Consider the following 26,072-nt stretch of genomic DNA (forward strand, 5'->3'; position numbering starts at 1 on the left):
ACCCCAAGCGTTCCAGGGAGTTGGACGACATGCTGAGAGGCTCGCTTACCGCGCTCGTGACACCGTTCGACAAGAGCGGGCGTCTCGACGAGAAAGCCTTTCGCGCATTCGTCGAATGGCAGATTGCCGAGGGCACGACCGGCCTCGTGCCAGTCGGCACCACCGGCGAGTCGCCGACGCTGTCGCATGATGAGCACCGGCAGGTCGTCAAGGCTTGCGTCGAGGTGGCCAAGGGCAAGGTGCCGGTTGTCGCCGGCGCCGGCTCCAACAACACCGAGGAAGCTGTCGGTCTGGTGAAGTATGCCGAAAGCGTCGGCGCCGATGCGGTGCTGGTGGTGACGCCGTATTACAACAAGCCGACGCAGCGCGGCCTCTATGCGCATTACGCGGCGGTGGCCAAGGCAACCAGCCTGCCGATCATCATCTACAACATCCCGCCGCGCTCGGTCATCGACATGACGCCGGAAACGATGGGTCGGCTGGCTCACGATTTCAAGAACATCGTCGGCGTCAAGGATGCGACCGGCAAGGTGGAGCGTGTTTCCGAACAGCGCATGACCTGCGGCAAGGATTTCATCCAGCTTTCCGGCGAGGATGCCTCGGCGCTCGGCTTCAACGCGCATGGCGGCGTCGGCTGCATTTCGGTGACGTCGAACGTCGCCCCGCGCCTGTGCGCAGAGTTCCAGGAAGCGACGCTCAACAACGACAAGGAAAAGGCGCTGGAACTGCAGGACCGTCTGATGCCACTGCACAAGGCGATCTTTCTTGAGCCCGGCGTTTCCGGCGCAAAATATGCGCTGTCGCGGCTGGGCAAGGTCGAGAACGCCCTGCGCTCGCCGCTGATGACGGTGGAGGATTCGACCGCCGAGAAGATCGACGCGGCGATGAAACACGCTGGCCTGATCAACTAGAGCGACATTCGCGCGAGTTCACAGACGGCTCGGAACATCGTTTCAAATCAAGGAGTTGGCGGGACGAACCGCTTCGAAAGTCATGGCCCCCGGCAAGAAATCCGATCCCAACAACAAGGTGGCGGCGGAGAACCGCAAGGCGCGTTTCTCTTACGAGGTGCTCGATACCATCGAGGCCGGGCTGATGCTCACCGGCACCGAAGTGAAGTCGCTGCGCCAGGGCCATGCCAACATCCAGGAATCCTACGCATCGCTGGAAGACGGCGAGATCTGGCTGATCAATTCGTATCTGCCGGAATATCTCCAGGGCAACCGCTTCAACCACGAACCGCGCCGCCGCCGCAAATTGCTGCTCAACAAGCGCGAGATGGCGCGCCTCGGCCAGGCCGTCGACCGGGAAGGCATGACCATGGTGCCGTTGAAGATCTATTTCAACGACCGCGGTCGCGCCAAGCTGCTGCTCGCCGTTGCCCGCGGCAAGAAGCTGCACGACAAGCGCGAGAGCGAAAAGCAGCGCGATTGGGCGCGTGAGAAGGGGCGCTTGTTGAAGGAGCGGGGGTGAGTTTCCGGCTTGCCGAATTGTCAGAACGAGGACAACTCTAGCTGCTGGAGCACTTTGTCAGCGGGATCGGCGGGACTCAAGAAATTCGGCCACGTCCTTGAAAACGCTGACAAACATCTCCTCGGTGAGCACCCCCGTATTGGTGTTGTAGCGCGAGCAGTGATAGCTGGAAAAAATTGAAATAGGGCCGGCTTGATGACGGCCGCCATGCTTGAACGGCATTGCGGCGACGCGGCCGCCGAGTGCTCGCACCGTCGTCTGGTGGGCGATGCCGCCAAGCGTCAGAACGGCCTCGAGGTTTGGAAACCGCTCGATCGTGGGTTTCAGGAAGCCCCGGCAGGTGTTTATCTCCGCGCCGACCGGCTTGTTCTCGGGAGGCACGCAGCGCACCGCGTTGGTGATCGCCGTGCCGATTAGCTGGAGCCCGTCGTCGGGCCGCGCCTTGAATTCACCGCGCGCGAAGCCGAAGCGGATCAGCGTCGCGTAGAGCAGGTCGCCTGCGTAGTCGCCGGTGAAGGGGCGACCGGTGCGGTTGGCGCCGCGCAGGCCGGGCGCCAGGCCGACGATCAGGAAGCGCACCGCGGCGTCGCCTTCCGGCGGCAGAAACGTCGGCACCGGCCCGTTGAACCAGCCGGGTTCGCGCTGCCGCCAGCCGGCGATGAAATCATGCAGCCTGGGGCACAGCGGGCAGTCGCGCGACGGCTCTGCGAGCAACGCCAGATTTTCCGCCGACATCAATAGTCGTCGTCTTCGGCGTCGGCCGGCTCGGGCCGCCTGACGGGGCGGTCGGACGGATCGCGCCCGACTTCGTTCTTCAGCGTCGTCAGGTCGATGAAGTGGTCGGCCTGGCGGCGCAGGTCGTCGGATATCATTGGCGGCTGCGAAGCCATTGTCGACACCACGCTGACCTTGCGGCCGCGCCGCTGCAGCGCTTCCACCAAAGTGCGGAAATCGCCGTCGCCGGAAAAGATCACATAGTGGTCGACGACATCGGCAAGTTCGAGCGCATCGACGGTGAGTTCGATGTCCATGTTGCCCTTGATCTTGCGGCGGCCGGTCGAGTCGGTGAATTCCTTGGCCGGCTTGGTCACTACCTTGAAGCCATTGTAGTCGAGCCAGTCGATCAGCGGCCGGATCGACGAGTACTCCTGGTCTTCGATCAACGCGGTGTAATAGTACGCGCGCAGGAGATAGCCGCGTTTCTGGAAGCTCGACAGTAGCTTGCGGTAATCGATGTCGAAGCCGAGCGCGCGCGACGTGGCGTAGAGATTGGCGCCGTCGATGAACAAGGCGATCTTTTCGCGGGGGTCGAACATGCCGGAAAATCCTTTTGGTCAATAAAAGATCGAAAAATTTTCGGTCCCGGGCCCTGTGCGGCGCAATTTCACCGCTGCCTAATATGAGATAACGCTCCGACGGGACCATTCCAAGAGATTCCTCGGGAAAAGCAAGAAAATGTGATGGCGCACTCAGAGCCCGTTTGGAAATCCGTGATGGCGGGCTGCAAATGGCAATTTCTGCGCTTCCGGTGCTTGCGTACCCGAATGTACGCTGCGCTCCGGTTCTCGAAATAACCATTTTCGCCACGCCCTGACGAATTTCGAAACAGGCTCTCAAAGCCCACTTCGATGCGATCCTGACCAGTCGGATTTCCGCAACGGCCCCTGACTTGATGATGGCGAGAGCGCCGCGCGCGGCCGTGTTTCGACAATTCCGAAAAAAAATCTAAACCTATGTCGAATTCCTGCGGCGCCAGACGACTACCTGCGTTCAAAGGTGTCAACACAAGGAGCCCATCATGCGCTATGCATGTCTGATCTACTACCACCCCAAGACGCTTTTCGGCGGAGCACCCGAATCCAACGCCGCCCTCGAAGAATGCGCCGGCTTCGGCGAAAAGCTGACGGAAACCGGGCACTACGTCGCCTCGGAGGCGCTGGTGCTGCCCGAAGAGGCCATGACGATCAGGGTGCGCGACGGAAAGATGTCGACCGTCGACGGGCCGTTCATGGAGACGAAGGAGGTGCTGGGCGGCTTCATCGTCATCGAGGCATCCGATCTCAATGAAGCGGTGCAGGTCATGAGCGCGCACCCGCTGGCGAAGATCGGCTCGGTCGAAGTCCGCCCGGTCGTCGATTTCAGCGAGCCGCGGCCGGAACTGTGAGCGATCCGCAAGCACGCGCCGCCATCGAGGCGGCCTACCGCACCGAGAAGCGGCGCGTGCTCGCAACGCTGATCCGCCTGCTGGGCGGCTTCGAGCCTGCGGAGGAGGCTTTGCACGAAGCCTTCGCCGCGGCTGCGGACCGCTGGCCGCGGGAAGGTGTTCCGGTAAATCCTTATGCCTGGCTGGTTTCGGCGGGCCGTTTCAAGACCATCGACCGGTGGCGCCGCCAGGCGCGGCTGGCGGGCGTCTTGCCGGAACTGACGGCGCTGGCCGAACCCGTGGCGGAGCCGACCATGCCCGAACCGATCCAGGACGACGAACTGCGGCTGATTTTCGTGTGCTGTCATCCCGCTTTGGCGCCCGACGCGCGCATCGCGCTCACCTTGCGCGAGGTCGGCGGGTTGACCACCGAGGAGATCGCACGCGCCTATCTGACCCGTGGGCCGACGATCGCGCAGCGCATAGTCCGCGCCAAAGCCAGGATACGCGAAGCCGCGATTCCCTACGAAGTGCCTGGCCGCACGGAACTGCCGGCCCGGCTGGAGAGCGCCCTGCAGGTGATCTATCTCATCTACAACGAGGGTTACGCCGCGACCGAAGGGCCGAGCCTGACGCGCGCCGACTTGTCGGCGGAGGCGATCCGGCTCGGCCGGCTGATGGTCGAACTCCTGGACGATGCGGAGGCGCTCGGCCTGCTCGCCCTGATGTTGCTGCATGAAGCGCGGCGCGCCACGCGCACGGATGCTGCGGGTGATTTCGTGCTGCTTGAGGATCAGGACCGATCGCAATGGGATCGCCGGCTCATCGCCGAGGCGGATGGCCTGATCAGGCGGGCGCTGGCGACGCGGCGTGTCGGGCCCTATGTGCTCCAGGCGGCCATCGCAGCGGTCCACGCTAGCGCGCCGGGCATGGCCGAAACCGACTGGGCCGAAATTGTCGCGCTCTACGATGTGCTGCTGCGCGTTGATCCGTCGCCGGTTGTGGCGTTGAACCGCGCGGCCGCTATCGGCATGCGCGACGGGCCAGCGGCTGGGCTTCTGGCCATCGACGGCGTGCTGGGGCATGGTGGCCTGGACGATTATCATCTGGCGCATGCGGCGCGCGCCGACATGCTGCGCAGGCTCGGCCAAAACGAAGCAGCTGAAGCTTCCTACCGGCGCGCGCTCGACCTGGCGAGCCAGCCCGTGGAGCGCCGCTTCCTGGAGGCCCGTCTCGACCAGCTCAAGGGGCAGGGCGCGACAAGGCATTAAGGTCTAGCCATATCCCCAACAATGCCATTATGCTTGAATTTCACGGTCGTTCAGTGTAAGGCCCGGCCAGTTTCCCGACATCCAATGTTTGAAAGGGGCAATCCATGGCCCGCGTAACCGTTGAAGATTGCATCGACAAGGTCGACAATCGTTTTGAGCTCGTTCTGCTTGCCGGCCACCGCGCCCGCCAGATTTCGCAGGGCGCGATGATCACCATTGATCGCGACAACGACAAGAATCCGGTCGTGGCGCTGCGCGAAATCGCCGACGAGACGCTCTCGCCGGGCGATCTCAAGGAAGACCTGATCCATTCGCTGCAGAAGCATGTCGAAGTCGACGAGCCGGAAGCCGACGCGCAGGAAATCGCCGACCAGACCGATACGACGGCTATTGCTGCCGATGCTGACCGCGAAGAGGACAACATCACGTTCGACCGCATGACCGAGGAAGACCTGCTTGCCGGCATCGAAGGTCTTGTTCCGCCAGAGAAAAGCGACGATTACTGAGCACGTTGAGCGCCGCCACTTCCGTGGCGGCAATTTCGTGGCTATCTATGACATGCGCTGCTCATCCGATGCGGCGCATGTTTCATTTCGACCGCCGGAAACCCGCCCATGATGCGTCAATATGAGCTTGTCGAGCGCGTTCAGCGCTACAAGCCCGACGTCAACGAGGCGCTGCTCAACAAGGCCTACGTTTACGCCATGCAGAAGCATGGCCATCAGAAACGTGCTTCGGGCGATCCGTATTTTTCGCACCCGCTCGAAGTCGCGGCCATTCTTACCGACATGCACATGGACGAGGCGACGATTGCGGTCGCGCTCCTCCACGACACCATCGAGGACACCACGGCCACCAGGGCCGAGATCGACGAGCTGTTCGGTCCCGAAATGGGCAAGCTCGTCGAGGGACTGACCAAGCTGAAGAAGCTCGATCTCGTCTCCAAGAAAGCCGAGCAGGCGGAAAACCTGCGCAAGCTGCTGCTGGCGATTTCCGAGGATGTGCGCGTGCTCTTGGTCAAGCTCGCCGACCGGCTGCACAACATGCGCACGCTCGACCACGTGCCCGAAGCCAAGCGGCTGCGCATCGCCGAAGAAACGATGGAAATTTATGCGCCGCTGGCTGGCCGCATGGGCATGCAGGGTATGCGCGAGGAGCTGGAAGAGCTCGCCTTCCGCTACATCAATCCGGAAGCCTACCGTACCGTCACCGCACGTCTTGCCGACACGTTTGAACGCAACCGCGGTGTCATCGGCGAGATCGAGAGGTCGCTTTCGGAACTGTTCGAAAAATACAAGCTGAAGGCGATAGTCAAAAGCCGCCAGAAGAAGCCGTGGTCGGTGTTTCGCAAGATGGAAGCCAAGGCGCTCTCCTTCGAGCAGCTTTCCGATATTTTCGGTTTCCGGGTCGTCGTGGAAAGCGTCGAAAACTGTTACCTCGCGCTGGGTGCCATTCACACCACTTGGTCCATGGTTCCGGGCCGTTTCAAGGATTACATCTCGACGCCGAAGCAGAACGACTACCGTTCGATCCACACCACGATCGTCGGGCCTTCGAGGCAGCGTATCGAATTGCAGATCCGCACCCGCGAGATGAACAAGGTCGCGGAATATGGCGTCGCCGCCCACACCATTTACAAGGACACAGGCGGCAAGACCAACGGCTCCACGCACACCATTTCCAAGGAAACCAACGCCTATGCCTGGTTGCGGCGCACGATCGAGGCGTTGGCGGAAGGCGACAATCCGGAAGACTTCCTGGAGAACACCCGGCTTGAGCTGTTCCAGGATCAGGTCTTCTGTTTCACCCCCAAAGGCATGTTGATCGCGCTACCGCGCGGCGCCACGCCGATCGACTTTGCTTATGCCGTCCATACCGACGTCGGCGACACCTGCGTGGGCGCCAAGGTCAACGGCCGCATCATGCCGCTGATGACCGAGTTGAAGAACGGCGACGAGGTCGAGATCATCCGCTCGAAGGCGCAAGTGCCGCCCGCCGCATGGGAATCGGTGGTGGTTACCGGCAAGGCGCGTTCGGCGATACGCCGGGCGACCAAGAACGCCATCCGCAAGCAGTATTCGGGCTTAGGCATCCGCATTCTGGAGCGCACCTTCGAGCGCAGCGGCAAGAGCTTCTCCAAGGAGAGCCTGAAGCCGGTGCTGCACCGGCTCGCCCGCAAGGACATCGAGGACGTGCTGGCGGCTGTCGGCCGCGGCGAACTCGCCTCGACCGACGTCATGAAGGCGGTCTACCCCGATTTCAAGGACGAGCGCGTCACCCAGGCTCCCAAGGCGCGCGAGGAGGGCTGGTTCAACCTGCGCAACGCCGCCGGCATGCTGTTCCAGATCCCCGGCCGCGCCTCGTCGCGTAAATCGCGGCGCGAGGCGCAGGAAGCCAAGGAGCAGCGCGACGGCGCCGTGCCGATCAAGGGCGTGCGCGGCGATTTGCCGGTGCGCTTTGCGCCGGAAGGCGCGGTGCCCGGCGACCGCATCGTCGGCATCATGCAGCCCGGATCCGGCATCACCATCTATCCCATCCAGTCGCCGTCGCTGACCGCTTTCGACGACCAGCCGGAGCGCTGGATCGACGTGCGCTGGGACATCGACGAAGACACCAAGGAGCGTTTCCCGGCCCGCATCTCGGTGACGGCGATCAACGCGCCGGGCTCGCTGGCCGATATCGCCCAGGTGATCGCCGCCAACGATGCCAACATCCACACGCTGTCGATGATCCGCACCGCGCCCGACTTCACCGAAATGCTGATCGACCTCGAGGTCTGGGATCTGAAACATCTGAACCGGTTGCTGTCGCAGCTGAAGGACAATTCGAGTGTCAGCGAGGCGCGCCGCGTCAACGGCTGACGGTTGCGAAGACCGGATGTTCCGGGCTGAAAATTTGCGAATTCTGGGAAGATCTTGATGAAAACAGACGACGTTTTGGCGGTTTTTCGTGAAGCTGGCGCGGTTCTCGAAGGTCATTTCATCCTGACGTCGGGCCTGCGCAGCCCGGTCTTCCTGCAGAAGGCACGCGTGTTCATGCACGCCGACAAGACCGAAAAGCTGTGCCGTGCACTTGCTGAAAAGATCCGCCGGGAAGTCCCCGGCCGGATCGATTACGTGGTCGGGCCGGCGATCGGCGGACTGATCCCCGCCTACGAGACATCGCGGCATCTCGGCGTGCCGGCGATCTGGGTGGAGCGCGAGAACGGCACCTTCCGGCTGAGGCGCTTCGAGATCGAGAAGGCCGCCCGCGTCGTCATCGTCGAGGACATCGTCACCACCGGCCTGTCGATCCGCGAGACGATCGACTGCCTGCGGGCGATCGGCGCCGAGGTGGCGGCGGCTGCCTGCATCATCGACCGCTCTGCCGGCAAGTCCGATGTCGGGGTGCCGCTGGTCGCACTCGCCGAATATGAGGTGCCGGCCTATCCGGCGGACAATTTGCCGCCGGAACTTGCCGCAATTCCGCCGATCAAACCGGGCAGCAGGAACATTTGAAGGCACAGCGTTTCGGCTGTAATAGACAATCCCATGTTGTTCAGACGCAGAATATCGGCGAGTTTCGCGGAAAGGCTGAGGGTCCTCCTTTGGCCGCGCCGGTCTTTCTCGCGTTCGCTTCGCTATTTTTCGAAACGCGCGCTCCGGCTGAAGGCGACGCCCCATGCGGTGGCGGCCGGCGTGGCGGCAGGCGTGTTCGCGTCGTTTTTCCCGCTCGGTTTCCATTTCATCATCGCGGTGATCGTTGCCTGGCTGATCGCCGGAAACGTGGTCGCTGCCGCCCTCGGCACGGCATTCGGCAACCCGTTGACGTTTCCGCTTCTGTGGGGCGCATCGTGGGAGACCGGCAAGCTGATCCTGCATGAACAGACGATCCATGCGCCGACCGCAAGGCTCGGGGCCATGCTCCAGGACCTGTCCTTCGCGCAATTGTGGGAACCGGTGCTGAAGCCGATGACAGTCGGCGCGGTCCCGCTCGGCGTGTTCTTCGGGCTGGTTTTCTATGGAATTACACGCTGGGGCATGACTGCTTTCCGCAACCAGCGTCTCAGGCGCATGGCCGAAAGGTCAGGCCGCCGCGCGGTCGTGCCCGCGTCCGGAAACTCCGGTTCCACCGTTCGATGATCCTCGGCATCGGCAGCGACCTGATCGACATAAGGCGGATCGAAAAATCGCTTGAACGCCACGGCGAGCGGTTCATCACCCGTATCTACACCGATATCGAGCGGGCGCGCTCGGAGCGCCGCAGGGGGCGTGCGGCATCCTACGCCAAACGGTTCGCCGCCAAGGAAGCCTGTTCCAAGGCGCTGGGCAGCGGCATTTCCGAAGGCGTCTACTGGCGCGACATGGGCGTGGTGAACCTGCCTTCGGGCAAGCCGACCATGCATCTGACCGGCGGAGCGGCGGCAAAACTCGAGCGGCTTTTGCCGACCGGCCACCGCGCCGTGATACACCTGACCATCACCGACGATTTCCCGCTGGCGCAGGCATTCGTCATCATCGAGGCGCTTCCGGTCGAATAACCGCCATAGTCCTGCGCTTTGGAGCCGTCGCGCGGCCCAATTCCGTTGCCCAGGACGGCGCAACTGGCTAAGACGATTCCCGCGTACAATCGAGGACGACATGAGCGTGGCTGAAAAAACCGAAAAGAAGTCCGGCGGGCTTAGCGAGACCGTCAGCGTCATCGTTCAGGCGCTGTTGCTTGCCCTGGTCATCCGCACGCTTCTGTTCCAGCCGTTTTCGATTCCGTCCGGCTCGATGCGCCCCACCTTGCTCGAAGGCGACTATCTCTTCGTAACCAAGTGGGCCTACGGCTATTCCCGCCATTCGCTGCCGTTCTCGCCGCCGATCTTCTCGGGTCGTATCTGGGGCAGCGAACCGGCGCGCGGCGATGTCGTCGTTTTCAAATTCCCGCCCAACCCGTCGCTCGATTACATCAAGCGCGTGGTCGGCCTTCCCGGCGACCGCATCCAGGTGCAGAACGGCCAGCTCATCATCAACGGCGTGCCGGTGCCGCGCGAAAAGGTCGGGGAGATCAACAATCCCGACATCACGGAAGTCAACCGCCCGGTCGACGTCTACCGCGAGACCCTGCCGAACGGCGTCTCCTATGAAACCCTCGACCTGACGCCGAATGGCATTGCCGACAACACGCGCGAGTTCGTGGTTCCGGAAGGCAATTATTTCATGATGGGCGACAACCGCGACAACTCGACGGACAGCCGTTTCTCGCCGCCGAGCGGCGTGGGCTTCGTGCCGGCCGAAAACCTTGTCGGCCGCGCCAACATCATCTTCTTCTCGATCGCCGACGGCGCCAGCCCGCTGGAACTCTGGCGGTGGGGTTCGGTCCGTCTGTCGCGCTTCCTCAACCCGGTTCATTAGGCCATGACCCCAAAAAATCGGCGCCGGTTTTCGAACGAGATCATGGTCAGCCGTGAAGACTGGACCTCCATTCCGATTTTGTCGGAATGGTTCAGGCCCTAGGCCGCAGCGTTCCCATGGCAACGCGAAAACTGTCGGGTGAGGCGCTGGCGATAGCACTCCAGGCGCCGACGGGTCATCTGTTTCGCGACCACGCACGCCTGCGCCGTGCGCTGACCCATGCCAGCGCGCGCGGCAGCACCGGCGCCGACTATGAGAGGCTGGAGTTTCTCGGCGACCGCGTGCTTGGTCTGGTCATCGCCGACATGCTGTTCAACGCCTATCCCGATGCACCCGAAGGCGAACTGTCGCTTCGGCTGAATGCGTTGGTGAACGCCGAGACGCTGGCCGAGATCGCGGAGGAAGTCGGGCTGCCGCAGCTTGTCCATACCGGCAGCGAATTGCGCTCGATCGAGGGACGCAAGCGGGTCAATCTGCGCGCCGACGCACTGGAATCGCTGATTGCCGCGCTCTTTCTCGAAGGCGGTCTGGAACTCGCCCGAAAATTTATCCGGCGCTATTGGGAGCCGCGCTCCAGCGCGGTGCGTGAGGCGCGGCGGGACCCCAAGACCGAATTGCAGGAGTGGGCGCACCAGGCGGCGGGCACCACGCCGGCATACACGCTGGAAGGCCGCGAAGGCCCGGACCACGACCCGGTGTTCACGATCAGTGTCAGGGTAGGCAGCTTCGAACCCGCGACCGGCGTTGGCCGCTCGAAACGCGAAGCCGAACAAGCGGCCGCCACGGCCGTACTGCTGCGCGAAGGCGTCTGGCAGAAGGAAGGGGCGCATGACTGAAACCGAACAGGCCGCCACGCGGTCGGGGTTCGTTGCGCTGATCGGCGCTCCGAACGCCGGTAAATCGACGCTGGTCAACCAGCTGGTCGGTGCCAAGGTGTCGATCGTGACCCACAAGGTGCAGACCACGCGCGCCATCGTGCGCGGCATCGCCACCCACAACAATGCGCAGATCGTGTTCGTCGACACGCCAGGCATCTTCAAGCCGAAGCGGCGGCTGGATACCGCGATGGTGACGACCGCCTGGGGCGGCGCCAAGGATGCCGATATCGTGCTTCTGCTGATCGATGCCGAGCGCGGCATCAGGGGCGACGCCGACGCCATTCTTGAACGGTTGAAGGATGTGCGCCAGCCGATGGTGCTTATCCTCAACAAGGTCGACCGCGTGAAGCCCGAAGCGTTGCTTGCGCTGGCCGCGGCTGCCAACGAACGGGTGCCGTTCCAGCGCACTTTCATGGTCTCGGCGCTGACCGGCTCCGGCTGCAAGGATCTGCTGGACTACCTCGCAGAGAAGCTGCCGGCCGGCCCCTGGTACTATCCTGAGGACCAGATTTCGGATTTGCCGATGCGCCAGCTCGCAGCCGAAATCACCCGCGAGAAGCTCTATCTTAGGCTGCACCAGGAGTTGCCTTATTCGTCGCACATCGAAACCGAGAAATGGGAAGAGAAGCCCGACGGCTCGGTGCGCATCGAGCAGGTGATCTATGTCGAGCGCGACAGCCAGAAGAAGATCGTGCTCGGTCACAAGGGCGAGACGATCCGAGCCATCGGCCAGGCGTCGCGCATGGAAATCGCCGAAATCCTCGAACAGAAGGTGCATCTTTTCCTGTTCGTGAAGGTGCGCGAGAACTGGGGCAACGATCCCGAGCGCTACCGCGAGATGGGGCTGGATTTTCCGGGGTAGGGGCTGCGCGGCTCCCACATCTTCCCCGACGCATTGGATATCACCCATGACCGACACCGTGATCGATCGCTTCCTCCGTTACGTCGTTATCGACACCCAGTCGGATCCTAAATCGCCGACCCAGCCTTCGACCGAAAAGCAGAAGAACCTCGGCCGGCTGCTCGTCGAGGAGCTTTTGGCGATCGGCCTTTCGGACGCCCATCTCGACGAGCATGGCTACGTCTATGCCACGCTCCCGTCCAACACCGACAAGCAGGTGCCGGTCATCTGCTTCTGCTCGCACATGGACACCGCGCCCGATTTCACCGGCACCAACGTCAAGCCGCAGCTCGTGCGCAGCTATGCCGGCGGTGACATCGTGCTTCCGGGCGACCCGCAGCAGGTCATCCGCGTGGCGGAGCACCCCGAACTGAAGAACCAGATCGGCAATGACATCATCACCACCGACGGCACGACGTTGCTCGGCGCCGACGACAAGGCCGGTATCGCCGAGATCATGACGGCGGCGCAATTCCTGGTGGCCAATCCCGACATCAAGCATGGCGCCATCAGGCTTCTGTTCACCGCCGACGAAGAGATTGGCCGTGGCGTCGACAAGGTCGACCTGAAAAAGCTGGGAGCGGCCTTTGCATACACCATGGACGGCGAGACCGCCGGTCACGTCGAGGACGAGACCTTTTCGGCCGACGGCGTCGAGATCGCGATCGCGGGCGTCGCCATCCATCCCGGCTTCGCCAAGGATCGCATGGAAAATGCCATCAAGATCGCCGGCGAGATCGTTGCCCGCCTGCCAAAGGACATGGCGCCCGAAACGACCGAGGGCCGCGAAGGCTTTGTCCACCCCACCGGCCTTTCCGGATCGATGGAAAAGGCAGCGCTCAGCTTCATCGTCCGCGACTTCACCGACGAGGGCCTCGCCGCCAAGGAGGCGATGCTGGAAGAAATCGTCAAGGACGTGATGACGACTTATCCCGGCTCGACCTACAGTTTTGAGGTCAAGGAGCAGTATCGCAACATGAAGGTCGTGCTCGACCGTCACCCCGAGATCGTGGACAACGCGCTGGAGGCTGTGCGCCGCGCCGGCATGGAACCAGTGCGGGGCAGTATCCGCGGCGGCACCGATGGCTCGCGGCTGTCGTTCATGGGCCTGCCGTGCCCCAATATTTTCGCCGGCGGCCACGCCTTCCACTCGCCGCTCGAATGGGTCAGCCGCCAGGACATGGAAAGGGCGGTAAAGACCATCGTCGAGCTGGCAAAGGTCTGGGAAGAACGCGCCTAGAAGCTGGTTGCGGCAGCCCGGCTTCGGGCGCGGCCCGCATCTCGGCTGAATGCCATGGTTCTTGATTTCGCCAGCGAAGCGGTGAAAGGCTTTGCGGATGGAATGGCGCGACGAGGGAATCATTCTCGGCACCCGCAAGCATGGCGAAACCAGCGCCATCCTCGAGGTGATGACGCGCGCGCATGGCCGGCATCTCGGTCTGGTTCGCGGCGGGCGGTCGCGTAAATTGCAGCCACTTCTGCAGCCGGGAAACCGGGTGGAATTATTGTGGCGCGCCAGGCTCGACGAACATCTCGGCATCTTCCAGGCCGAAGCACTGGAACTCAACGCCGCCCGCCTCATCGATAGCGCGGTCGCCGTCTATGGCCTGCAGACGCTGGCGGCGCATCTGCGTCTTTTGCCGGAGCGCGACCCGCATGCGAGCCTGTTCGAGACGCTGGTGCTGATGATCGGCCATCTCGACGATCCGGAGGCTGCCGCCGAACTGGTGGTGCGCTTCGAACTCCTGATCCTCGACGAACTGGGTTTCGGGCTCGACCTGACCGAATGTGCTGCGACCGGCACGCGCGACGACCTGGCCTATGTCTCGCCGAAGTCGGGCCGTGCCGTCTCGCGCGCTGCGGCTGCTCCCTGGCGCGACAAGATGCTGGCGCTGCCGGCATTCTTGCAACATGGCGCTGGCGTTCGCGCAGGGCCGGCCGACATCGAGGACGCGTTCAGGTTGACCGGCTTCTTTTTCGAGCGCCACGTCTACGAACCGCGCGGGCTTGCCGAACCGGATGCGCGCGCCGGTTTTATCGCAGCCTTGCGGAAAAGCCTCGCCGCGCCGAAGCCTGCCTTGGATGGAGGGACCGCAGCGTGAGTGAGATCCGTCTGGAACGGCCGGTCGTGCCGGAGGGCAGGGATGGCAAGCCGTTCGCCTTTGGCAGCAAAACCTTGCGGCGTGCCGATATTTCGTAGACGAACTGTTCTGGCGGAACGGGGGCCACGATGTTCGAAAGTCTGATCGGTTTTGTCGCGATCGTCGGGTTGATCATCGTGGTAGCGCGCCAGCAGAGCCGGCTTGGCCTGATCGAGCGCGAGCTTGGCGCGCTGCGCAGCTTTGTCCTTTCGGGCGCAGCCACGCCCGCACCGGCAGCCACCGCCGAAGATTCGCTACGCGAGGCTTTGCCGGCAGACGCCGCGATCCCCGCCACCGCAAATGATGCCGAACAGGCATTGCCCGAGGCAGTGACGACCGCTTCCGATGAGACGAGTGAGGCGGTCACGGTTCGCCCCTCCAGCGACGAGGCCGTTCCTGCCGGGGGCATAAAAGACGCTCCCCAAAAACCTGACATCGAGACTGCGCTTGGCACGCGGTGGGCGGTGTGGGTCGGTGGGCTGGCGCTGGCGCTGGGCGGCATTTTCCTCGTCCGTTATTCGATCGAGGCCGGCATTTTCGGCCCTGGCATGCGCCTGACGATGGCTGGTCTGCTTGGCCTGCTGCTGGTTGCCGGCGGCGAATTCATCCGCCGCACCGGTTTCAAGGTGCCTCTTGAGGGCGTGCAGGGTGCCTATGTGCCAGGCATCCTGACTGCCGCCGGCGCCTTCACGCTGTTTGGCACCATCTATGCCGCGCATGGCATCTACGGTTTCATCGGGCCGGCGCCGGCTTTCATCCTGATGGCGATCGTCGGCCTGGGCGCCATCGCGGCGTCGCTGGTGCATGGGCAGGCGCTGGCGGGCCTCGGCCTGCTCGGCTCGTTCCTGACGCCGCTGCTGGTCGCATCGAATGCGCCGAGCCCGTGGTCGCTGTTCGGCTTCCTCGCCATCATTCTGGCGGCGACCGGCGTCATTGCCCGCATGCGGTCGTGGCCGCTTCTGATGGCGGCGGCATTTGCCGGCACCGGGCTCTGGTGCCTTGCCTACATGGTCGCCGCACCCGTTGCCGACCTCAAGGCGGTGGCCTTCATCAATGTGGTCACTCTTGCAGTGCTGGCTTTCGTCTGGCTGCGTGGTGATGCGGCGCTGAGCGATGAGGCCGGCGTGCTGGCCGGCATCGACAAGCCGTCGATGGTGCCGGCGCTGCTTGTCGCCATTGCAGCAATGGGGCTCGGTGTCGATCCCGTGTTCTCAGCCAGTGGCGGCACCTGGCTTTCGGCGGCACTGCTGATTGCCCTGGTGCTGGTGGCCTTCCTGCGCTACGGCGCGATACCGTTGCTCTACGGGTCGGGTGTAGCCACCATCCTCATCTACATCCAGTCGGCCTTCGGCGGCGATTTCGAGGTCGAGTTCTGGGATGGCGATATTGCAATCGACGGCCTGCCGATTTCCGCCGCCTCGGTGAACTTCGTGCCGCTGGGCATCGCCATCGGCGCCGTATTCCTTGCCGCCGGCTTGTGGATGGCGCGAAAATTCGCCTCCACCAGCCGCTACAGGGCAGGCTCGTGGGCCGGCTGGGCGGCTTTGGTGTCGCTCGCCATCCTCGCAGCCACCTGGCTGGCATTTGGCAATATTGATCGCGATTTCAACTATGCCTTTGCCGCACTTGTGGTGACTTTGCTTCTCGTCGCGGGCGGCGAATGGGTGGCGCGCGCCGAAGCCCGGCCGCTGAAGGGCGATCTCGCGGTGTCGCTGCTGCTTGCCGGGTCTGGTCTCGCTCTCGTGCTGACGATCCTGATGGCGTTCGGCGCCGGCTTGACGACCATCCTGATCGGCCTTGCGGCGGTCTTGCCGGCTCTCGCCACGCGTTACCGGGGCTATCCGATCCTCGGCTGGATGAGCGTCGGTGCCGCCGCCATCACGCTGGCGCGCGTCGCCTTCGACCCGACCATCGTCGGCTCGGAGTTCCTGCAGACCACGCCGGTGTTCAACTGGCTGCTGCCCGGATACGGCATTCCCGCGATTGCCTTCGGCTTCACCGCCTGGCAGCTGGCCAAAACCACCAAGGGCCGGCCGCGCTTCGTCATGGAAGCAGTGGCAGCGCTGTTCGGCCTGCTGACGGTGGCCATGCTGGTGCGCCACGCGATGAATGGAGGCATCATCGACGACAGCGCGCCGACGTTGGCCGAGCAGGCGATCTATACGCTGATCGCCATCGGCGGCAGCGCCATCCTGGTGGCGCTCGATGCACGCGCGCCGAGCCCGGTCTTCCGCTACGGATCGATGGGTATCGGCGTTCTGTCGGTGGTGTTCATCGCCTTCCAGCATCTGGCCATGCTCAACCCGCTGTTCACCAACGAATCCACCGGAACCATCGTGTTCTTCAACCTGTTGCTGCTGGCCTATCTGCTGCCGGCTGTGGCGATGGCCGGGGTCGCATTCTACGCGTGGGGAAAGCGGCCGGACTGGTATGTCGCGATGCTGGCGACCGTTGCGGCGGTGCTCGCCTTCGTCTACGCGACCCTTTCGGTGCGCCGGTTGTTCCACGGCGAGTTTATCGGCGCGTGGAAAGGCATGGGCCAGATAGAAACCTATTCATATTCCGCCTTGTGGCTGGCCATGGGCGTGTTGCTGTTGGTCGCGGGGCTCAGGCTGAACTCGCGCGTCGTGCGCATCGCTTCCGCTGCATTGGTGGTGGTGGCCGTAGCGAAGGTCTTCCTGTTCGACATGTCGGAACTCGAAGGCGTGCTGCGCGCGCTGTCCTTCATCGGCCTCGGCGCGGTGCTGATCGGCATCGGGTTGTTCTATCAGCGTATGCTCACTGCGACAGCGCGGCGATGACGGCGATGTGAATCATGCTTTAGCGCCGGCTTAGCCAAGTTCGGGGCTCTGTCGGCAACGGAGGCGGGCGCAGTGCGCTGACTACTGCGCCGGTACCAGTGCCGGACGGACGACCGGCCGCTCGGCGATCGGCCAGTGCACCACCGCTGCAAACAGCCCCAGCGCGACACCCAACCACCAGACGCCGTCATAGGAGCCGAACCGGTCGTAGAGATAGCCGCCGAGCCAGACGCCGAGGAACGAGCCGATCTGGTGGGAGAAGAAGACGACACCGCCGAGCATGCCGAGATGCCTTGTGCCGAACATGATGGCGACCAGCGCATTGGTCGGCGGCACCGTGGAGAGCCACAGAAGACCCATGGCGATGGCGAACAGGATGACGGTTGTCGGGGTCTGCGGGAAGAGCAGGAACGCGGTAACGACGACCGAGCGGCCGATATAGATCCAAGCCAGGAAGATCGGCTTCGAATAACGCTGGCCGATGAAGCCCGAAGCGAGCGAGCCGATGATGTTGAAGAAGCCGATCAGCGCCAGCGCGATGACCGCATAGCGGGCTTCGATGCCGATATCGCCGATATAGGCGGGAAAATGTGCGGTGATGAACGCCACCTGGAAACCACATACGAAGAAGCCGGAAGTGAGCAGGAGGAAACTCTGGTGGCCCAGCGCTTCGCGCAGCGCCTGGCCGACCGATTGCTCGATCTCGACTTGCGAGACCGTGCCCGACTTCGAATTGCCGGCGAGCGGAATGGCGATGATTGGAATGAGAAGCATTGCCGCGCTCATGATGATCAGCGTGTCCGACCAGCCATAGGCGGTGATCAGGCCCTGGCTAATCGGCGCGAAGATGAACATGCCCGCCGAACCGGCGGCCGTGCCGATGCCGAAAACCAGGCTCCGCCGCTCCGCCGGCACATGGCGGGCGAACGCGGCGAGCACGATGCCGAAGCCGCCGGCTGCGACGCCGAGGCCGACCAGCACGCCTCCGCCGATATGAAGCATGGTGGGCGTCGTCGCCGTCGCCATCAGGAACAGGCCGGCTGCATAAATGATGCCGGAGAGCGCCAGCACCCGCCAGGTTCCGTAGCGGTCGGCGATGGCCCCGAAGAATGGCAGCCCAGCGCCCCAGAACAGGTTTTGCAGCGCCATGGCGAGGCCGAAGGTGGTGCGGTCCCAGCCCTTTTCGGCAAGCATGGGCAACTGGAAGAAACCCATGGCGGAGCGCGGGCCGAATGTCATGGCCGCAATCACGCAGCCGCAGGCGATGATCAGCCAGGGCAGGTGGGATGCGGCGGGCCGGGCGGCTGCCGAAACATTGGACATGGGAACCTCCGTGTAGTTACACAATTGATATAGGATTGGCGTCGCCAATCAAATGAATTGGTTGGATCAGTCGGTTCAATTCCTTTGATGCAACCGCGGGAATAAATTCCCGTCCTGATGCGTTGTCGGCCAGGGAATGCGTCGGCGGGGCTTTTGGCTGCCTGCCGGGGTTCCGGACGCTTTCGCTGCTTGTGCGGCGGCGGAAACGGGGGTTCAATCGCAGGCGTGACGATCGGGCAGGAGACGCCGGCGGAGCTAATGGACGAGAAGAAAACGGCCATCCTTGCGGAGATTCCCCGGTTACGCCGCTATGCGCGCGCGCTTTTGCGCGACAGGGACGCTGCCGACGACCTCGTCCAGGACAGCCTTGAGCGGGCGCTGACGCGGCTCGACAACTGGCGCACCGGTGAAAACCCGCGCCGCTGGCTGTTTACGATCATGCATCATTTGTTTGTCGACCAGATGAGGAAGGTGAGCCGCCGTGGCGGCAACGCGACAGTGCCGGTGGAGGCGGCCGAGCGCCTGCCACAAGCGCCGGCGCAGCAGGACAATTTTGCCGTGCGCGACGTACTGGACGCGCTGGAGGCGATCAGCCCGGAGCGCCGCGCCGCCATCATGATGGTCGCAGTGGAGGGGTTTTCATATGTCGAGGCAGCAAACATTCTGGGAATTCCGGCGGGAACCCTGATGTCGCGGATCGCGCGTGGACGCGAGGAACTGCGCGTGCTTCTCGACGATGCGGCGCGTCGGCGCACGATCAGGATTGTCGAGAAATGACGCGGCGCGAATACACCCTCAGGGACATCCACATGGCGCTCGACGGCGAGATGCCCGCCGAGGACCGCGAGGCTTTCGAGGTCTGGCTCGCCGCAAACCCGGACATGAAGGCGATGAGCACGCGTTTTGCCGCCGACCGAGCACGCCTGCAGAATGTTCTTGCGTCGGTGCTCAAGGAACCCGTGCCGGAACGGCTGACGGAAGTGGTGACAGAAGATCAACCGAGGACTACGAGAACCTCATGGTTGCCGGCCTGGCGGTCGGCGGCTGCAGCAGCGGTGATTTTCGCGGCCGGCGTCGCCGGCGGATATCTTGCCGGCGCCGGCGGCTTGCGGACGCAGGCGGAGGCGAAAGAGGAACTCGTCGAGAATGCGATCGGCGCCTATGTCACCTACGCAGCCGACCAGGGCCACACTGTCGAGGTCGGCGGCACCGACAGGCCCTATCTGGAGGGATGGCTTTCGAAGCGAACCGGCCTGAAGCTCGTCGCGCCAGACTTGAAGTCGGAAGGGTTCGAACTGCTCGGCGGACGTCTGCTGCCCGGTGGGCAAAGCCCGGCCGCGCTGCTGGTCTACAAGGATCAGAAGGGGGCCCAGATTTCCATCTACATGATCGCCAAGGGCGACGCTAAGGCGAAGGGAACCTACACCGCCAAAACCGGCGGTCCGACCGCCATCTACTGGCTGGACAAGAACTATGGCTGCGCCATCGTCGGTTCCTTACCCGAGCAGCGGCTGGCCGAGGTGGCGAAAACCGCCTGGAAGCAGCTGGTTGAAGCCGTTCCGGGTTGAGATCATCCAGCCCTTCATTACATTGCGAAACGGCTTCCCGGCGGCTTTAACAGTCACAATTCGGCCCAAATCGAGGAGCGGAAAGCGTCTCCGGTGCAGGCCATGACGGGTCTCGCATCGCACCAGTGTCCCGATTCTGAAATTCGCATGAGTTAGAGATCAGGGGCAGTGTGCGAGTTTCAGAATCGAACGACACTAGCAACACTGGACTTTCCTCCTTCGAATTCGAGGTTTTGTGGTCCGAATGCCCGCCGACATCAGAACGGCCCGCGTGTCCGATATCGACGCTCTGGTAGCGCTCGAAAACACGGTTTTCGAGGCCGACCGCATTTCCCGCAAATCGTTTCGCCACTTTGTCAGCGCCGATACGGCCGTGGTGCTGATTGCCGAGGCGGCCGGCAAGCTAACCGGTTACGCGGTCGTGCTGTTCAGGAAGGGGAATGCCGGCGCACGCCTCTATTCCATCGCGGCGGCCCCGGACGCGGGCAACGGCTATGGGAGGAAACTGCTGGATGCTGCCGAGCGCGCTGCCCGTGACAGGGGGGCCCGCTCGCTGCGCCTTGAGGTGCGTCACGACAACGACCGCGCCCGCATCCTCTACGAGAAGAACGGCTATCGGCGGATAGGCGAAGTAGCAGGCTATTACGCCGATGGCGCCACTGCGTTCAAATATGAAAAACCGATGAACATCGGCGCAGCCAAGGCTGGCGCGCCGGCCGTGATGGAACTGCGGCGTGCATAGAGCGTTCGGCGTCCGCTTGGATTTCGAAGTGGCGCTCGACGCCGGCGCGCGACTCGGTTCCTATTCCCGCTTCCGCGGCCCACGGGGCGGCCGGATTGCAAAGAGAATCTCTGGAAAGTATTCGACACGATGACTTGGGTCATTCTCACCGGACGGCAGAACGACATCGATCAGTTCGCCACACCGCACAAGATCATCACCAACCGCGATTATTTGGCCCATCCGGCTCTGTTTCGCGGGCAGCGGCCGAAGGTCATCAACCTGTCCAACAACTACGGCTATCAGTCGCGCGGCTATTATGCCTCGCTGCTCGCCAGTTCGCGCGGCCACAAGGTCATCCCGACCGTCGAGACGATGATCGACCTTTCCGAGCGCAAGCTTTACGAGCATGCGCTGCCGGAGCTCGAACTGGCGCTCAACAAATGCCGCAAGGACCTCGGCGGAGCCTTTCCGCACAAGGTCGCGATCTTTTTTGGCATAGGTCCCTCCAAGGCCTGGGATCGTTTCGCGAAACTTCTGTTCGACTGGTTTCGCGCGCCGGCGCTGGAGGTTTCGATCACGGACAGCGCCGAATGGGCGTCTGTCCGCAAGATAGGCTTCCTGCCGCTTGCCCGCATGACCGACGAGGAAGAAGCGCGCTTCCTGGAGTGCCTGGAAACCTATACCGGCCGCGAATGGCGCGACACCAAGGCCAGAACGCCGTCGCGCTACACCTTCGCCACGCTGATCGATCCGCACGAAGAACTGCCGCCATCCGAGGTCCAGTCGCTGCGGTACTGGGCCAAGATCGCCGAAAAGATGGGGGTCGAAGTCGAGCCGATCACCAAACGCGACCTTGCAAAGCTAGCCAACTACGACGCGTTGTTCATCCGCGAGACGACATCGATCTCGAACCACACCTATCGCTTTGCCAGGCGCGCCCAGCAGGAGGGCATGCCGGTGATCGACGACCCGTTGTCGATGATCCGCTGCACCAACAAGGTCTATCTGAACGAACTGATGACCTACAATAAGGTGCCGGTGCCGCCCACTGTAATGATCGCCGGCCCCGTCGACCTGGAGATCGCGGCGCAGACTCTCGGCTTTCCGCTGGTGCTGAAAATTCCCGACAGCGCCTTTTCGCGCGGCGTCAAGAAGGCCTCGAATTTCGAGGAGCTGAAGGCGCTGGCGACGCAGTGGCTGGAGGATTCCGACCTGCTGATCGCCCAGAAATTCATCCCGACCGAATATGATTGGCGCATCGGCGTGCTGGGCGGACAGCCGCTGTTTGCTGTCCACTACCTGATGGCCAAGAAGCACTGGCAGATCGTCAACCACAAGGCGAACGGCAAGCCGGACCAGGGCGGCATCAAGACCTTCACGCTGAAGGAAGCGCCCGCCCATGTCGTGGAAACAGCGGTGCGGGCGGCGCGCTGTATCGGCGACGGTCTCTACGGCGTCGATCTCAAGGAAACGTCAGACGGCGTTTATGTCATCGAGGTCAACGACAATCCCAACCTCGACCATGGCTGGGAGGATTCCGGCGAGAAGGACGAGGTCTGGGTTCGGCTGACCCAATGGTTTTTGGAGAAATTGGACCGGTAAAAGGCTACCCGACCGGTTCGGCGCCGAAAGCCGTGATGCTCCGCAGCCTGCAGTTCAGGCGCTGCGCTGCTTTTCGATGGCATGAAAACGCGCCAGGAAGCGCTGCTGGATCTTTTTTGCCGGCTGGGAGGCAAGATCGAAAAGATCGGCCGAAACGCCGCGCGGACGACCGAAAAACTGCGTCGCCTCGGCGACAGAGAAGCCGGCGATGACCGTTGCCTCGAAATAAGCGGCGATCTGGTCCGCTTTCTTGATCTCCTTGCGCAGGCCGGCAGCGGGTTCCGCAGGCAGTGCGAAACGCATATGGATCGCACGCTGCAAGCGCAGTTCGCAGTCCTTGTAGCCGCCGCCGACGACCGCCTTGAACGGCGAGATCATGTCGCCGATGACATACTCCGGCGCGTCGTGAAGAAGTGCAGCAAGTTGGGCCGAGGGTGTCGCACTCTTGCAGCCCGCGCTGAAAATCTCCTCGACCAGCAGCGAATGCTGGGCGACGGAAAATGCATGGTCGCCGCTGGTCTGGCCGTTCCAGCGGGCGACGCGGGCAAGCCCGTGCGCGATGTCGCTGATCTCGATGTCGAGCGGTGAGGGGTCGAGCAGGTCGAGCCGGCGGCCCGACAGCATGCGTTGCCAGGCACGCGGCGGCGCTCCGGCCTTGTCCGCCATCAGGCGTCCTCCGCACTGGCTGCGTCCTGCGGAAAGGTGAACCGCGCCCAGCCGGGGATGGATAAGCTCACCGTGAGATCGCCTGCCAACAGCGGCGTTCCGGCGTCGATGGCGTCCTTGACGCGGTCGATGCGGGCGATCGCCAGGCCGGCCATGCCGGCAACGCTGCCCAGCGCGCCGACCGGGCGGCCGTTGGCGGTGATCTCTGTGCCGGCTGGCGGCAAGGGCGTTTCCGCCGTGGCGACCAGCACCCGCCGCCGCGCCGTGCCGCGATGCTGCATGCGCGACACCACCTCCTGGCCGATGTAACAGCCTTTTTTGAAACCGATGCCGTCCATCTGGTCGAGCAGCACGTCGTGCGGAAAGGCGTCACCGAGCGTGTAATCGGCGCCGCTTTCCGCGATGCCGTGCGCGATGCGCAGCGCCGCCCAATCGTGTTCGTTTCCGGAAGCGGCGGCCGCGCTGCCGTAAGAACGATGCACCGGAGTGGTTTCCGGGAAACGGAGATCGCGAACGCCGGTTGAATCAGTTTGCGAAGCCGTTGAATCGGAATCCCATGAAACGCCGACAAGCGCCTGGTCCTGCTTGGTTATTTCGACCTTGGCACGCAATTTGTAAAGCATCAGCCGGCGGATGAAATCGTCGGCAATGTCGTCGCGGCAGTCGAGCAGGAAGCCGTCCGTCCCGGAACGGGAGATCAGAAAGTCGAACATGATCTTGCCTTGCGGCGCAAGCAGCGCGCCGGGCCGTGCAGTCCCATCGGCAAGCGTGTCGAGATCGGTGGTGAGAATGTTCTGCAGGAAATGCTCGGCGTCGGGTCCGGAGACCGAGATGAGCGTGCGGTTGGCAAGGTGAACGACGGTCATGGGCCTTGGATGGCTTGCATTTCGGGAGGCCTTTACGTAAGCCGCTGGCATTCCCACGGCAAGAGCAGCGGTACCAGCATGGCGTCAACCTACGATCTCATCCTGACCGGCGGAACGGTGGTCAACCACGACGGCCAGGGCAAGCGCGATATCGGCATCGTCGGCGGGCGCATCGCTGCGATCGGCGACCTCGGCGCAGCCTCGGCTGGCGGGACGATCGACTGCCGGGGCCTGCACATCCTGCCGGGTGTCGTCGACAGCCAGGTGCATTTCCGCGAACCGGGGCTCGAACACAAGGAAGACCTTGAGACCGGATCGCGGGCCGCCGTACTTGGTGGCGTGACGGCCGTCTTCGAAATGCCCAACACCAAGCCCCTGACCACCAGTGAAGCGGCACTTGCCGACAAGATACGCCGCGCCACCAACCGGATGCACTGCGATTTTGCCTTCTGGGTCGGCGGCACCCGCGACAATGCCGCCGACGTCGGCGAACTGGAGCGGCTGCCGGGCGCTGCCGGAATAAAGGTCTTCATGGGTTCGTCGACCGGCGACCTTCTGGTCGAGGACGATGAGGGCGTCGCTTCGATTTTGAGGAATACGCGACGGCGCGCCGCCTTCCATTCCGAGGACGAATTCCGGCTGCGCGAACGTCTCGGCGAGCAGGTGGCAGGCGATCCGGCTTCGCATCCAATCTGGCGCGACGAGATCGCCGCGCTGCGCTGTACCGAAAGGCTGGTGCGGATCGCCCGCGCCGCGCGGGCCAGAATCCATGTGCTGCATATCTCCACAGCGGAAGAAATCGCTTTCCTGGAGCAGCACAAGGACGTCGCGACCTGCGAGGCGACGCCGCATCATTTGACGCTGACCGCCGACGATTATGCGCGGCTGGGCACGCTGATCCAGATGAACCCGCCGGTGCGTGCGGCTCGTCATCGCGACGGCATCTGGCGCGGCATTTCGCAAGGCGTCGTCGACGTGCTCGGCTCCGATCATGCCCCGCATACGCTTGAGGAAAAGGCAAAGCCCTATCCGGCCTCGCCGTCTGGCATGACCGGCGTACAGACGCTGGTGCCGATCATGCTCGACCACGTCAACGCCGGCCGACTGACGCTCGAACGCTTTGTCGACCTGTCCAGCCATGGCCCCAACCGCATCTTCGGCATGGCCCGCAAGGGCCGGATCGCCGCCGGTTACGACGCCGATTTCACCGTCGTGGACATGAAGCGTCGCGAGACGATCACCAACGAACAGGCCGGCTCGAAAGCCGGCTGGACACCATACCATGGCAAGGAAGTCACCGGCTGGCCGGTCGGCACCATCGTGCGCGGCAACCGCGTGATGTGGGACGGCGAGATCGTCATGCCGGGGCAGGGGCAGCCGGTGGAGTTTTCGGAAGCGGGGCGGGGTTAGTCTCTCTTCTCCGCGTTCACGGGAGAAGGAACGGATGGCGGTCAGTCGCCCGCGACGAAGAATGACCAGCGGCCGTCCGGCGTGATGCCGACGCGGTAGAAGATGTAGGCGCCATAGGTTTTCATGTCTTCGTAATCGCCGGCGGTAACGATCTTGAACAGTTCGACGCGCTGGCGCGCATCGAGCTTGTCCAGCGGGATGGCGAAGAAATACGGCCACACATAAAGTTCGTTGGGCGTGCCGGCGTCGAGATGCACATAGCCGGCATTGAGCACTTCTTCGAGGATGGCGAGGATTTCCTGGCCTTCCTTGTCGCCTGACAGTTCGCGCAGGAATTCGACCGGATCGCCTTCGAGGCCGCCCAGCGAAAGCTGGGTGATGCTCTCGCCGCTGCCGATCAGCGGCCGCAGTGCCTCGATGTCGCCCTTCTGGGCGGCGTCCACGATCAGTTGGCGCATGCGCCTGACCGGTTCAGGCAGTTTCTGAAGGTCGTAGACGACTTCCGGCAGCGGCGCGCCTGGATCGACGGTGTGCCTGGCCGAGTTGTCTCCCGGCGTGCCTTCAGGGTTGGCGTTATCCGGCGTGGCTTCACCGGGCTCGGTCTGGTCGTCCGGCGTCGGCTCGTCGGCGCGCGGTGTATTCTGGATCGGATCGGGCAGCGGCACGCCGTCGACCGGCGGCAGCGGCTCCTGCTCGACCGCTTCCTCGCCTTTCGGCGCCGGCGCCTGCTCGCGTTTTATCTCACTGAGCGACCATGCGGGTGTGGCGAAAGCCGGCAGGCCAAAGGCTATCGCGGCAAAAGCAAGCAGCAGCCAGCGGGAGGCGCGCCTTTCGTGGCCGGAACCGGCCGCGTTCATTCCAGAATTCATTATCGCAATCGCACTTTTTCGGCACCGGGCCGCCGCTGGCCCGGTTCATCCCCGCGAT

26 protein-coding genes are annotated in these 26,072 nt (G+C 63.4%); 20 read left to right on the forward strand and 6 right to left on the reverse strand.

Annotated elements, in window-relative coordinates; translation table 11 throughout:
• The first annotated feature begins 29 nt into the window (after positions 1-29).
• Both dapA and smpB read left to right on the forward strand, forming a co-directional pair.
• Entirely contained in the window at positions 30-911 is an 882-nt protein-coding gene (dapA, locus tag F3H98_RS15255) for a 4-hydroxy-tetrahydrodipicolinate synthase (protein WP_149760993.1), read from the forward strand.
• Between the two features lie 82 nt (positions 912-993).
• Positions 994-1,473 carry an SsrA-binding protein SmpB gene (gene smpB / locus F3H98_RS15260; RefSeq protein ID WP_149760994.1) on the forward strand — a complete coding sequence of 160 codons (480 nt, stop codon included), beginning with the start codon at positions 994-996 and terminating at the stop codon, positions 1,471-1,473.
• 57 nt (positions 1,474-1,530) lie between these two features.
• On the opposite strand, the gene F3H98_RS15265 is transcribed toward smpB, so the two are convergent.
• Both F3H98_RS15265 and F3H98_RS15270 read right to left on the reverse strand, forming a co-directional pair.
• Complete coding sequence (locus F3H98_RS15265) at positions 1,531-2,208, reverse strand: uracil-DNA glycosylase (RefSeq protein WP_149760995.1); 678 nt, start codon at positions 2,206-2,208, stop codon at positions 1,531-1,533.
• Positions 2,208-2,789 carry a LabA-like NYN domain-containing protein gene (locus F3H98_RS15270; protein WP_149760996.1) on the reverse strand — a complete coding sequence of 194 codons (582 nt, stop codon included), beginning with the start codon at positions 2,787-2,789 and terminating at the stop codon, positions 2,208-2,210. The genes F3H98_RS15265 and F3H98_RS15270 overlap by 1 nt, the downstream gene beginning before the upstream one ends.
• 482 nt (positions 2,790-3,271) lie before the next feature.
• Between F3H98_RS15270 and F3H98_RS15275 the strand changes: the two genes are divergently transcribed.
• The 13 genes from F3H98_RS15275 to F3H98_RS15335 all read left to right on the forward strand — a co-directional run bounded on the left by F3H98_RS15275 (position 3,272) and on the right by F3H98_RS15335 (position 16,986).
• Entirely contained in the window at positions 3,272-3,637 is a 366-nt protein-coding gene (locus F3H98_RS15275; protein ID WP_149760997.1) for a YciI family protein, read from the forward strand.
• Positions 3,634-4,887, forward strand: coding sequence for an RNA polymerase sigma factor (locus F3H98_RS15280; protein ID WP_149760998.1), 1,254 nt, complete (start codon positions 3,634-3,636; stop codon positions 4,885-4,887). Before F3H98_RS15275 ends, F3H98_RS15280 begins: the two co-directional genes overlap by 4 nt.
• A gap of 104 nt (positions 4,888-4,991) precedes the next feature.
• Positions 4,992-5,393, forward strand: a complete 402-nt coding sequence (rpoZ, locus tag F3H98_RS15285) for a DNA-directed RNA polymerase subunit omega (RefSeq protein ID WP_149760999.1) — start codon at positions 4,992-4,994, stop codon at positions 5,391-5,393.
• A gap of 108 nt (positions 5,394-5,501) precedes the next feature.
• Positions 5,502-7,748: a RelA/SpoT family protein gene (locus F3H98_RS15290; protein ID WP_149761000.1), complete on the forward strand. Its 2,247-nt coding sequence runs from the start codon at positions 5,502-5,504 to the stop codon at positions 7,746-7,748.
• A 57-nt stretch (positions 7,749-7,805) separates the two neighbouring features.
• A complete protein-coding gene (pyrE, locus tag F3H98_RS15295; protein WP_149761001.1) occupies positions 7,806-8,384 on the forward strand; it encodes an orotate phosphoribosyltransferase in 579 nt (192 codons plus the stop codon).
• Positions 8,385-8,417: 33 nt separating this feature from the next.
• Positions 8,418-9,008, forward strand: a complete 591-nt coding sequence (locus F3H98_RS15300) for a DUF2062 domain-containing protein (protein ID WP_149761002.1) — start codon at positions 8,418-8,420, stop codon at positions 9,006-9,008.
• Positions 9,005-9,406 carry a holo-ACP synthase gene (acpS, locus tag F3H98_RS15305; protein ID WP_149761003.1) on the forward strand — a complete coding sequence of 134 codons (402 nt, stop codon included), beginning with the start codon at positions 9,005-9,007 and terminating at the stop codon, positions 9,404-9,406. The genes F3H98_RS15300 and acpS overlap by 4 nt, the downstream gene beginning before the upstream one ends.
• A gap of 100 nt (positions 9,407-9,506) precedes the next feature.
• The gene (lepB, locus tag F3H98_RS15310; protein WP_149761004.1) at positions 9,507-10,265 is read left to right on the forward strand and encodes a signal peptidase I; all 759 of its coding nucleotides are present in this window, start codon (positions 9,507-9,509) and stop codon (positions 10,263-10,265) included.
• 116 nt (positions 10,266-10,381) lie between these two features.
• The gene (gene rnc / locus F3H98_RS15315; protein ID WP_149761005.1) at positions 10,382-11,101 is read left to right on the forward strand and encodes a ribonuclease III; all 720 of its coding nucleotides are present in this window, start codon (positions 10,382-10,384) and stop codon (positions 11,099-11,101) included.
• Positions 11,094-12,005 carry a GTPase Era gene (gene era / locus F3H98_RS15320; protein ID WP_149761006.1) on the forward strand — a complete coding sequence of 304 codons (912 nt, stop codon included), beginning with the start codon at positions 11,094-11,096 and terminating at the stop codon, positions 12,003-12,005. Before rnc ends, era begins: the two co-directional genes overlap by 8 nt.
• A 46-nt stretch (positions 12,006-12,051) precedes the next feature.
• Positions 12,052-13,284: a peptidase T gene (gene pepT, locus F3H98_RS15325; RefSeq protein WP_149761007.1), complete on the forward strand. Its 1,233-nt coding sequence runs from the start codon at positions 12,052-12,054 to the stop codon at positions 13,282-13,284.
• Positions 13,285-13,381: 97 nt separating this feature from the next.
• The gene (gene recO, locus F3H98_RS15330) at positions 13,382-14,146 is read left to right on the forward strand and encodes a DNA repair protein RecO (RefSeq protein ID WP_149761008.1); all 765 of its coding nucleotides are present in this window, start codon (positions 13,382-13,384) and stop codon (positions 14,144-14,146) included.
• A 128-nt stretch (positions 14,147-14,274) separates the two neighbouring features.
• Positions 14,275-16,986, forward strand: coding sequence for a DUF2339 domain-containing protein (locus F3H98_RS15335; RefSeq protein WP_149761009.1), 2,712 nt, complete (start codon positions 14,275-14,277; stop codon positions 16,984-16,986).
• Between the two features lie 81 nt (positions 16,987-17,067).
• Here F3H98_RS15335 and F3H98_RS15340 read toward each other — a convergent pair whose 3' ends face one another.
• A complete protein-coding gene (locus F3H98_RS15340; protein WP_149761010.1) occupies positions 17,068-18,309 on the reverse strand; it encodes an MFS transporter in 1,242 nt (413 codons plus the stop codon).
• 258 nt (positions 18,310-18,567) lie between these two features.
• Here F3H98_RS15340 and F3H98_RS15345 point away from each other — a divergent pair, with 258 nt between their 5' ends.
• The 4 genes from F3H98_RS15345 (at position 18,568) to F3H98_RS15360 (ending at position 22,203) form a co-directional block, all read left to right on the forward strand.
• Entirely contained in the window at positions 18,568-19,086 is a 519-nt protein-coding gene (locus tag F3H98_RS15345) for a sigma-70 family RNA polymerase sigma factor (RefSeq protein WP_149761011.1), read from the forward strand.
• On the forward strand, positions 19,083-19,877 hold the full coding sequence (locus F3H98_RS15350) for an anti-sigma factor family protein (RefSeq protein ID WP_149761012.1): 795 nt from the start codon (positions 19,083-19,085) through the stop codon (positions 19,875-19,877). Before F3H98_RS15345 ends, F3H98_RS15350 begins: the two co-directional genes overlap by 4 nt.
• Before the next feature lie 271 nt (positions 19,878-20,148).
• Positions 20,149-20,619, forward strand: a complete 471-nt coding sequence (locus F3H98_RS15355; protein ID WP_244621734.1) for a GNAT family N-acetyltransferase — start codon at positions 20,149-20,151, stop codon at positions 20,617-20,619.
• Between the two features lie 129 nt (positions 20,620-20,748).
• Positions 20,749-22,203, forward strand: coding sequence for a RimK family protein (locus tag F3H98_RS15360; protein WP_149761014.1), 1,455 nt, complete (start codon positions 20,749-20,751; stop codon positions 22,201-22,203).
• Positions 22,204-22,257: 54 nt separating this feature from the next.
• Here the strand turns inward: F3H98_RS15360 and F3H98_RS15365 are convergent, their stop codons facing one another.
• Both F3H98_RS15365 and ygfZ read right to left on the reverse strand, forming a co-directional pair.
• Positions 22,258-22,872 (reverse strand): HD domain-containing protein, encoded by a 615-nt coding sequence (locus F3H98_RS15365; RefSeq protein ID WP_149761015.1) that lies wholly within the window; start codon positions 22,870-22,872, stop codon positions 22,258-22,260.
• Complete coding sequence (gene ygfZ, locus F3H98_RS15370) at positions 22,869-23,735, reverse strand: CAF17-like 4Fe-4S cluster assembly/insertion protein YgfZ (RefSeq protein ID WP_149761016.1); 867 nt, start codon at positions 23,733-23,735, stop codon at positions 22,869-22,871. The genes F3H98_RS15365 and ygfZ overlap by 4 nt, the downstream gene beginning before the upstream one ends.
• Before the next feature lie 78 nt (positions 23,736-23,813).
• Between ygfZ and F3H98_RS15375 the strand changes: the two genes are divergently transcribed.
• Entirely contained in the window at positions 23,814-25,145 is a 1,332-nt protein-coding gene (locus tag F3H98_RS15375; protein ID WP_149761017.1) for a dihydroorotase, read from the forward strand.
• Positions 25,146-25,186: 41 nt separating this feature from the next.
• Here F3H98_RS15375 and F3H98_RS15380 read toward each other — a convergent pair whose 3' ends face one another.
• Positions 25,187-26,002, reverse strand: coding sequence for a hypothetical protein (locus F3H98_RS15380; RefSeq protein ID WP_149761018.1), 816 nt, complete (start codon positions 26,000-26,002; stop codon positions 25,187-25,189).
• Between the last annotated feature and the right edge of the window lie 70 nt (positions 26,003-26,072).

It is taken from the genome of Neomesorhizobium albiziae (assembly GCF_900114255.1).
Classification (GTDB): domain Bacteria; phylum Pseudomonadota; class Alphaproteobacteria; order Rhizobiales; family Rhizobiaceae; genus Neomesorhizobium; species Neomesorhizobium albiziae.

Excerpts from the sequence above, each read along its gene's own strand:
- F3H98_RS15375 (WP_149761017.1), top strand. The coding sequence starts at position 23,814 with ATGGCGTCAACCTACGATCTCATCCTGACCGGCGGAACGGTGGTCAAC.
- pepT (WP_149761007.1), top strand. The coding sequence starts at position 12,052 with ATGACCGACACCGTGATCGATCGCTTCCTCCGTTACGTCGTTATCGAC.
- F3H98_RS15340 (WP_149761010.1), bottom strand. The coding sequence starts at position 18,309 with ATGTCCAATGTTTCGGCAGCCGCCCGGCCCGCCGCATCCCACCTGCCC.
- F3H98_RS15270 (WP_149760996.1), bottom strand. The coding sequence starts at position 2,789 with ATGTTCGACCCCCGCGAAAAGATCGCCTTGTTCATCGACGGCGCCAAT.
- F3H98_RS15345 (WP_149761011.1), top strand. The coding sequence starts at position 18,568 with ATGGACGAGAAGAAAACGGCCATCCTTGCGGAGATTCCCCGGTTACGC.
- F3H98_RS15265 (WP_149760995.1), bottom strand. The coding sequence starts at position 2,208 with ATGTCGGCGGAAAATCTGGCGTTGCTCGCAGAGCCGTCGCGCGACTGC.
- era (WP_149761006.1), top strand. The coding sequence starts at position 11,094 with ATGACTGAAACCGAACAGGCCGCCACGCGGTCGGGGTTCGTTGCGCTG.
- F3H98_RS15360 (WP_149761014.1), top strand. The coding sequence starts at position 20,749 with ATGACTTGGGTCATTCTCACCGGACGGCAGAACGACATCGATCAGTTC.
- F3H98_RS15275 (WP_149760997.1), top strand. The coding sequence starts at position 3,272 with ATGCGCTATGCATGTCTGATCTACTACCACCCCAAGACGCTTTTCGGC.
- recO (WP_149761008.1), top strand. The coding sequence starts at position 13,382 with ATGGAATGGCGCGACGAGGGAATCATTCTCGGCACCCGCAAGCATGGC.
- acpS (WP_149761003.1), top strand. The coding sequence starts at position 9,005 with ATGATCCTCGGCATCGGCAGCGACCTGATCGACATAAGGCGGATCGAA.
- F3H98_RS15335 (WP_149761009.1), top strand. The coding sequence starts at position 14,275 with ATGTTCGAAAGTCTGATCGGTTTTGTCGCGATCGTCGGGTTGATCATC.
- dapA (WP_149760993.1), top strand. The coding sequence starts at position 30 with ATGCTGAGAGGCTCGCTTACCGCGCTCGTGACACCGTTCGACAAGAGC.
- F3H98_RS15350 (WP_149761012.1), top strand. The coding sequence starts at position 19,083 with ATGACGCGGCGCGAATACACCCTCAGGGACATCCACATGGCGCTCGAC.
- lepB (WP_149761004.1), top strand. The coding sequence starts at position 9,507 with ATGAGCGTGGCTGAAAAAACCGAAAAGAAGTCCGGCGGGCTTAGCGAG.
- rnc (WP_149761005.1), top strand. The coding sequence starts at position 10,382 with ATGGCAACGCGAAAACTGTCGGGTGAGGCGCTGGCGATAGCACTCCAG.
- F3H98_RS15290 (WP_149761000.1), top strand. The coding sequence starts at position 5,502 with ATGATGCGTCAATATGAGCTTGTCGAGCGCGTTCAGCGCTACAAGCCC.
- smpB (WP_149760994.1), top strand. The coding sequence starts at position 994 with ATGGCCCCCGGCAAGAAATCCGATCCCAACAACAAGGTGGCGGCGGAG.
- rpoZ (WP_149760999.1), top strand. The coding sequence starts at position 4,992 with ATGGCCCGCGTAACCGTTGAAGATTGCATCGACAAGGTCGACAATCGT.
- pyrE (WP_149761001.1), top strand. The coding sequence starts at position 7,806 with ATGAAAACAGACGACGTTTTGGCGGTTTTTCGTGAAGCTGGCGCGGTT.
- F3H98_RS15380 (WP_149761018.1), bottom strand. The coding sequence starts at position 26,002 with ATGAACGCGGCCGGTTCCGGCCACGAAAGGCGCGCCTCCCGCTGGCTG.
- F3H98_RS15300 (WP_149761002.1), top strand. The coding sequence starts at position 8,418 with ATGTTGTTCAGACGCAGAATATCGGCGAGTTTCGCGGAAAGGCTGAGG.
- ygfZ (WP_149761016.1), bottom strand. The coding sequence starts at position 23,735 with ATGACCGTCGTTCACCTTGCCAACCGCACGCTCATCTCGGTCTCCGGA.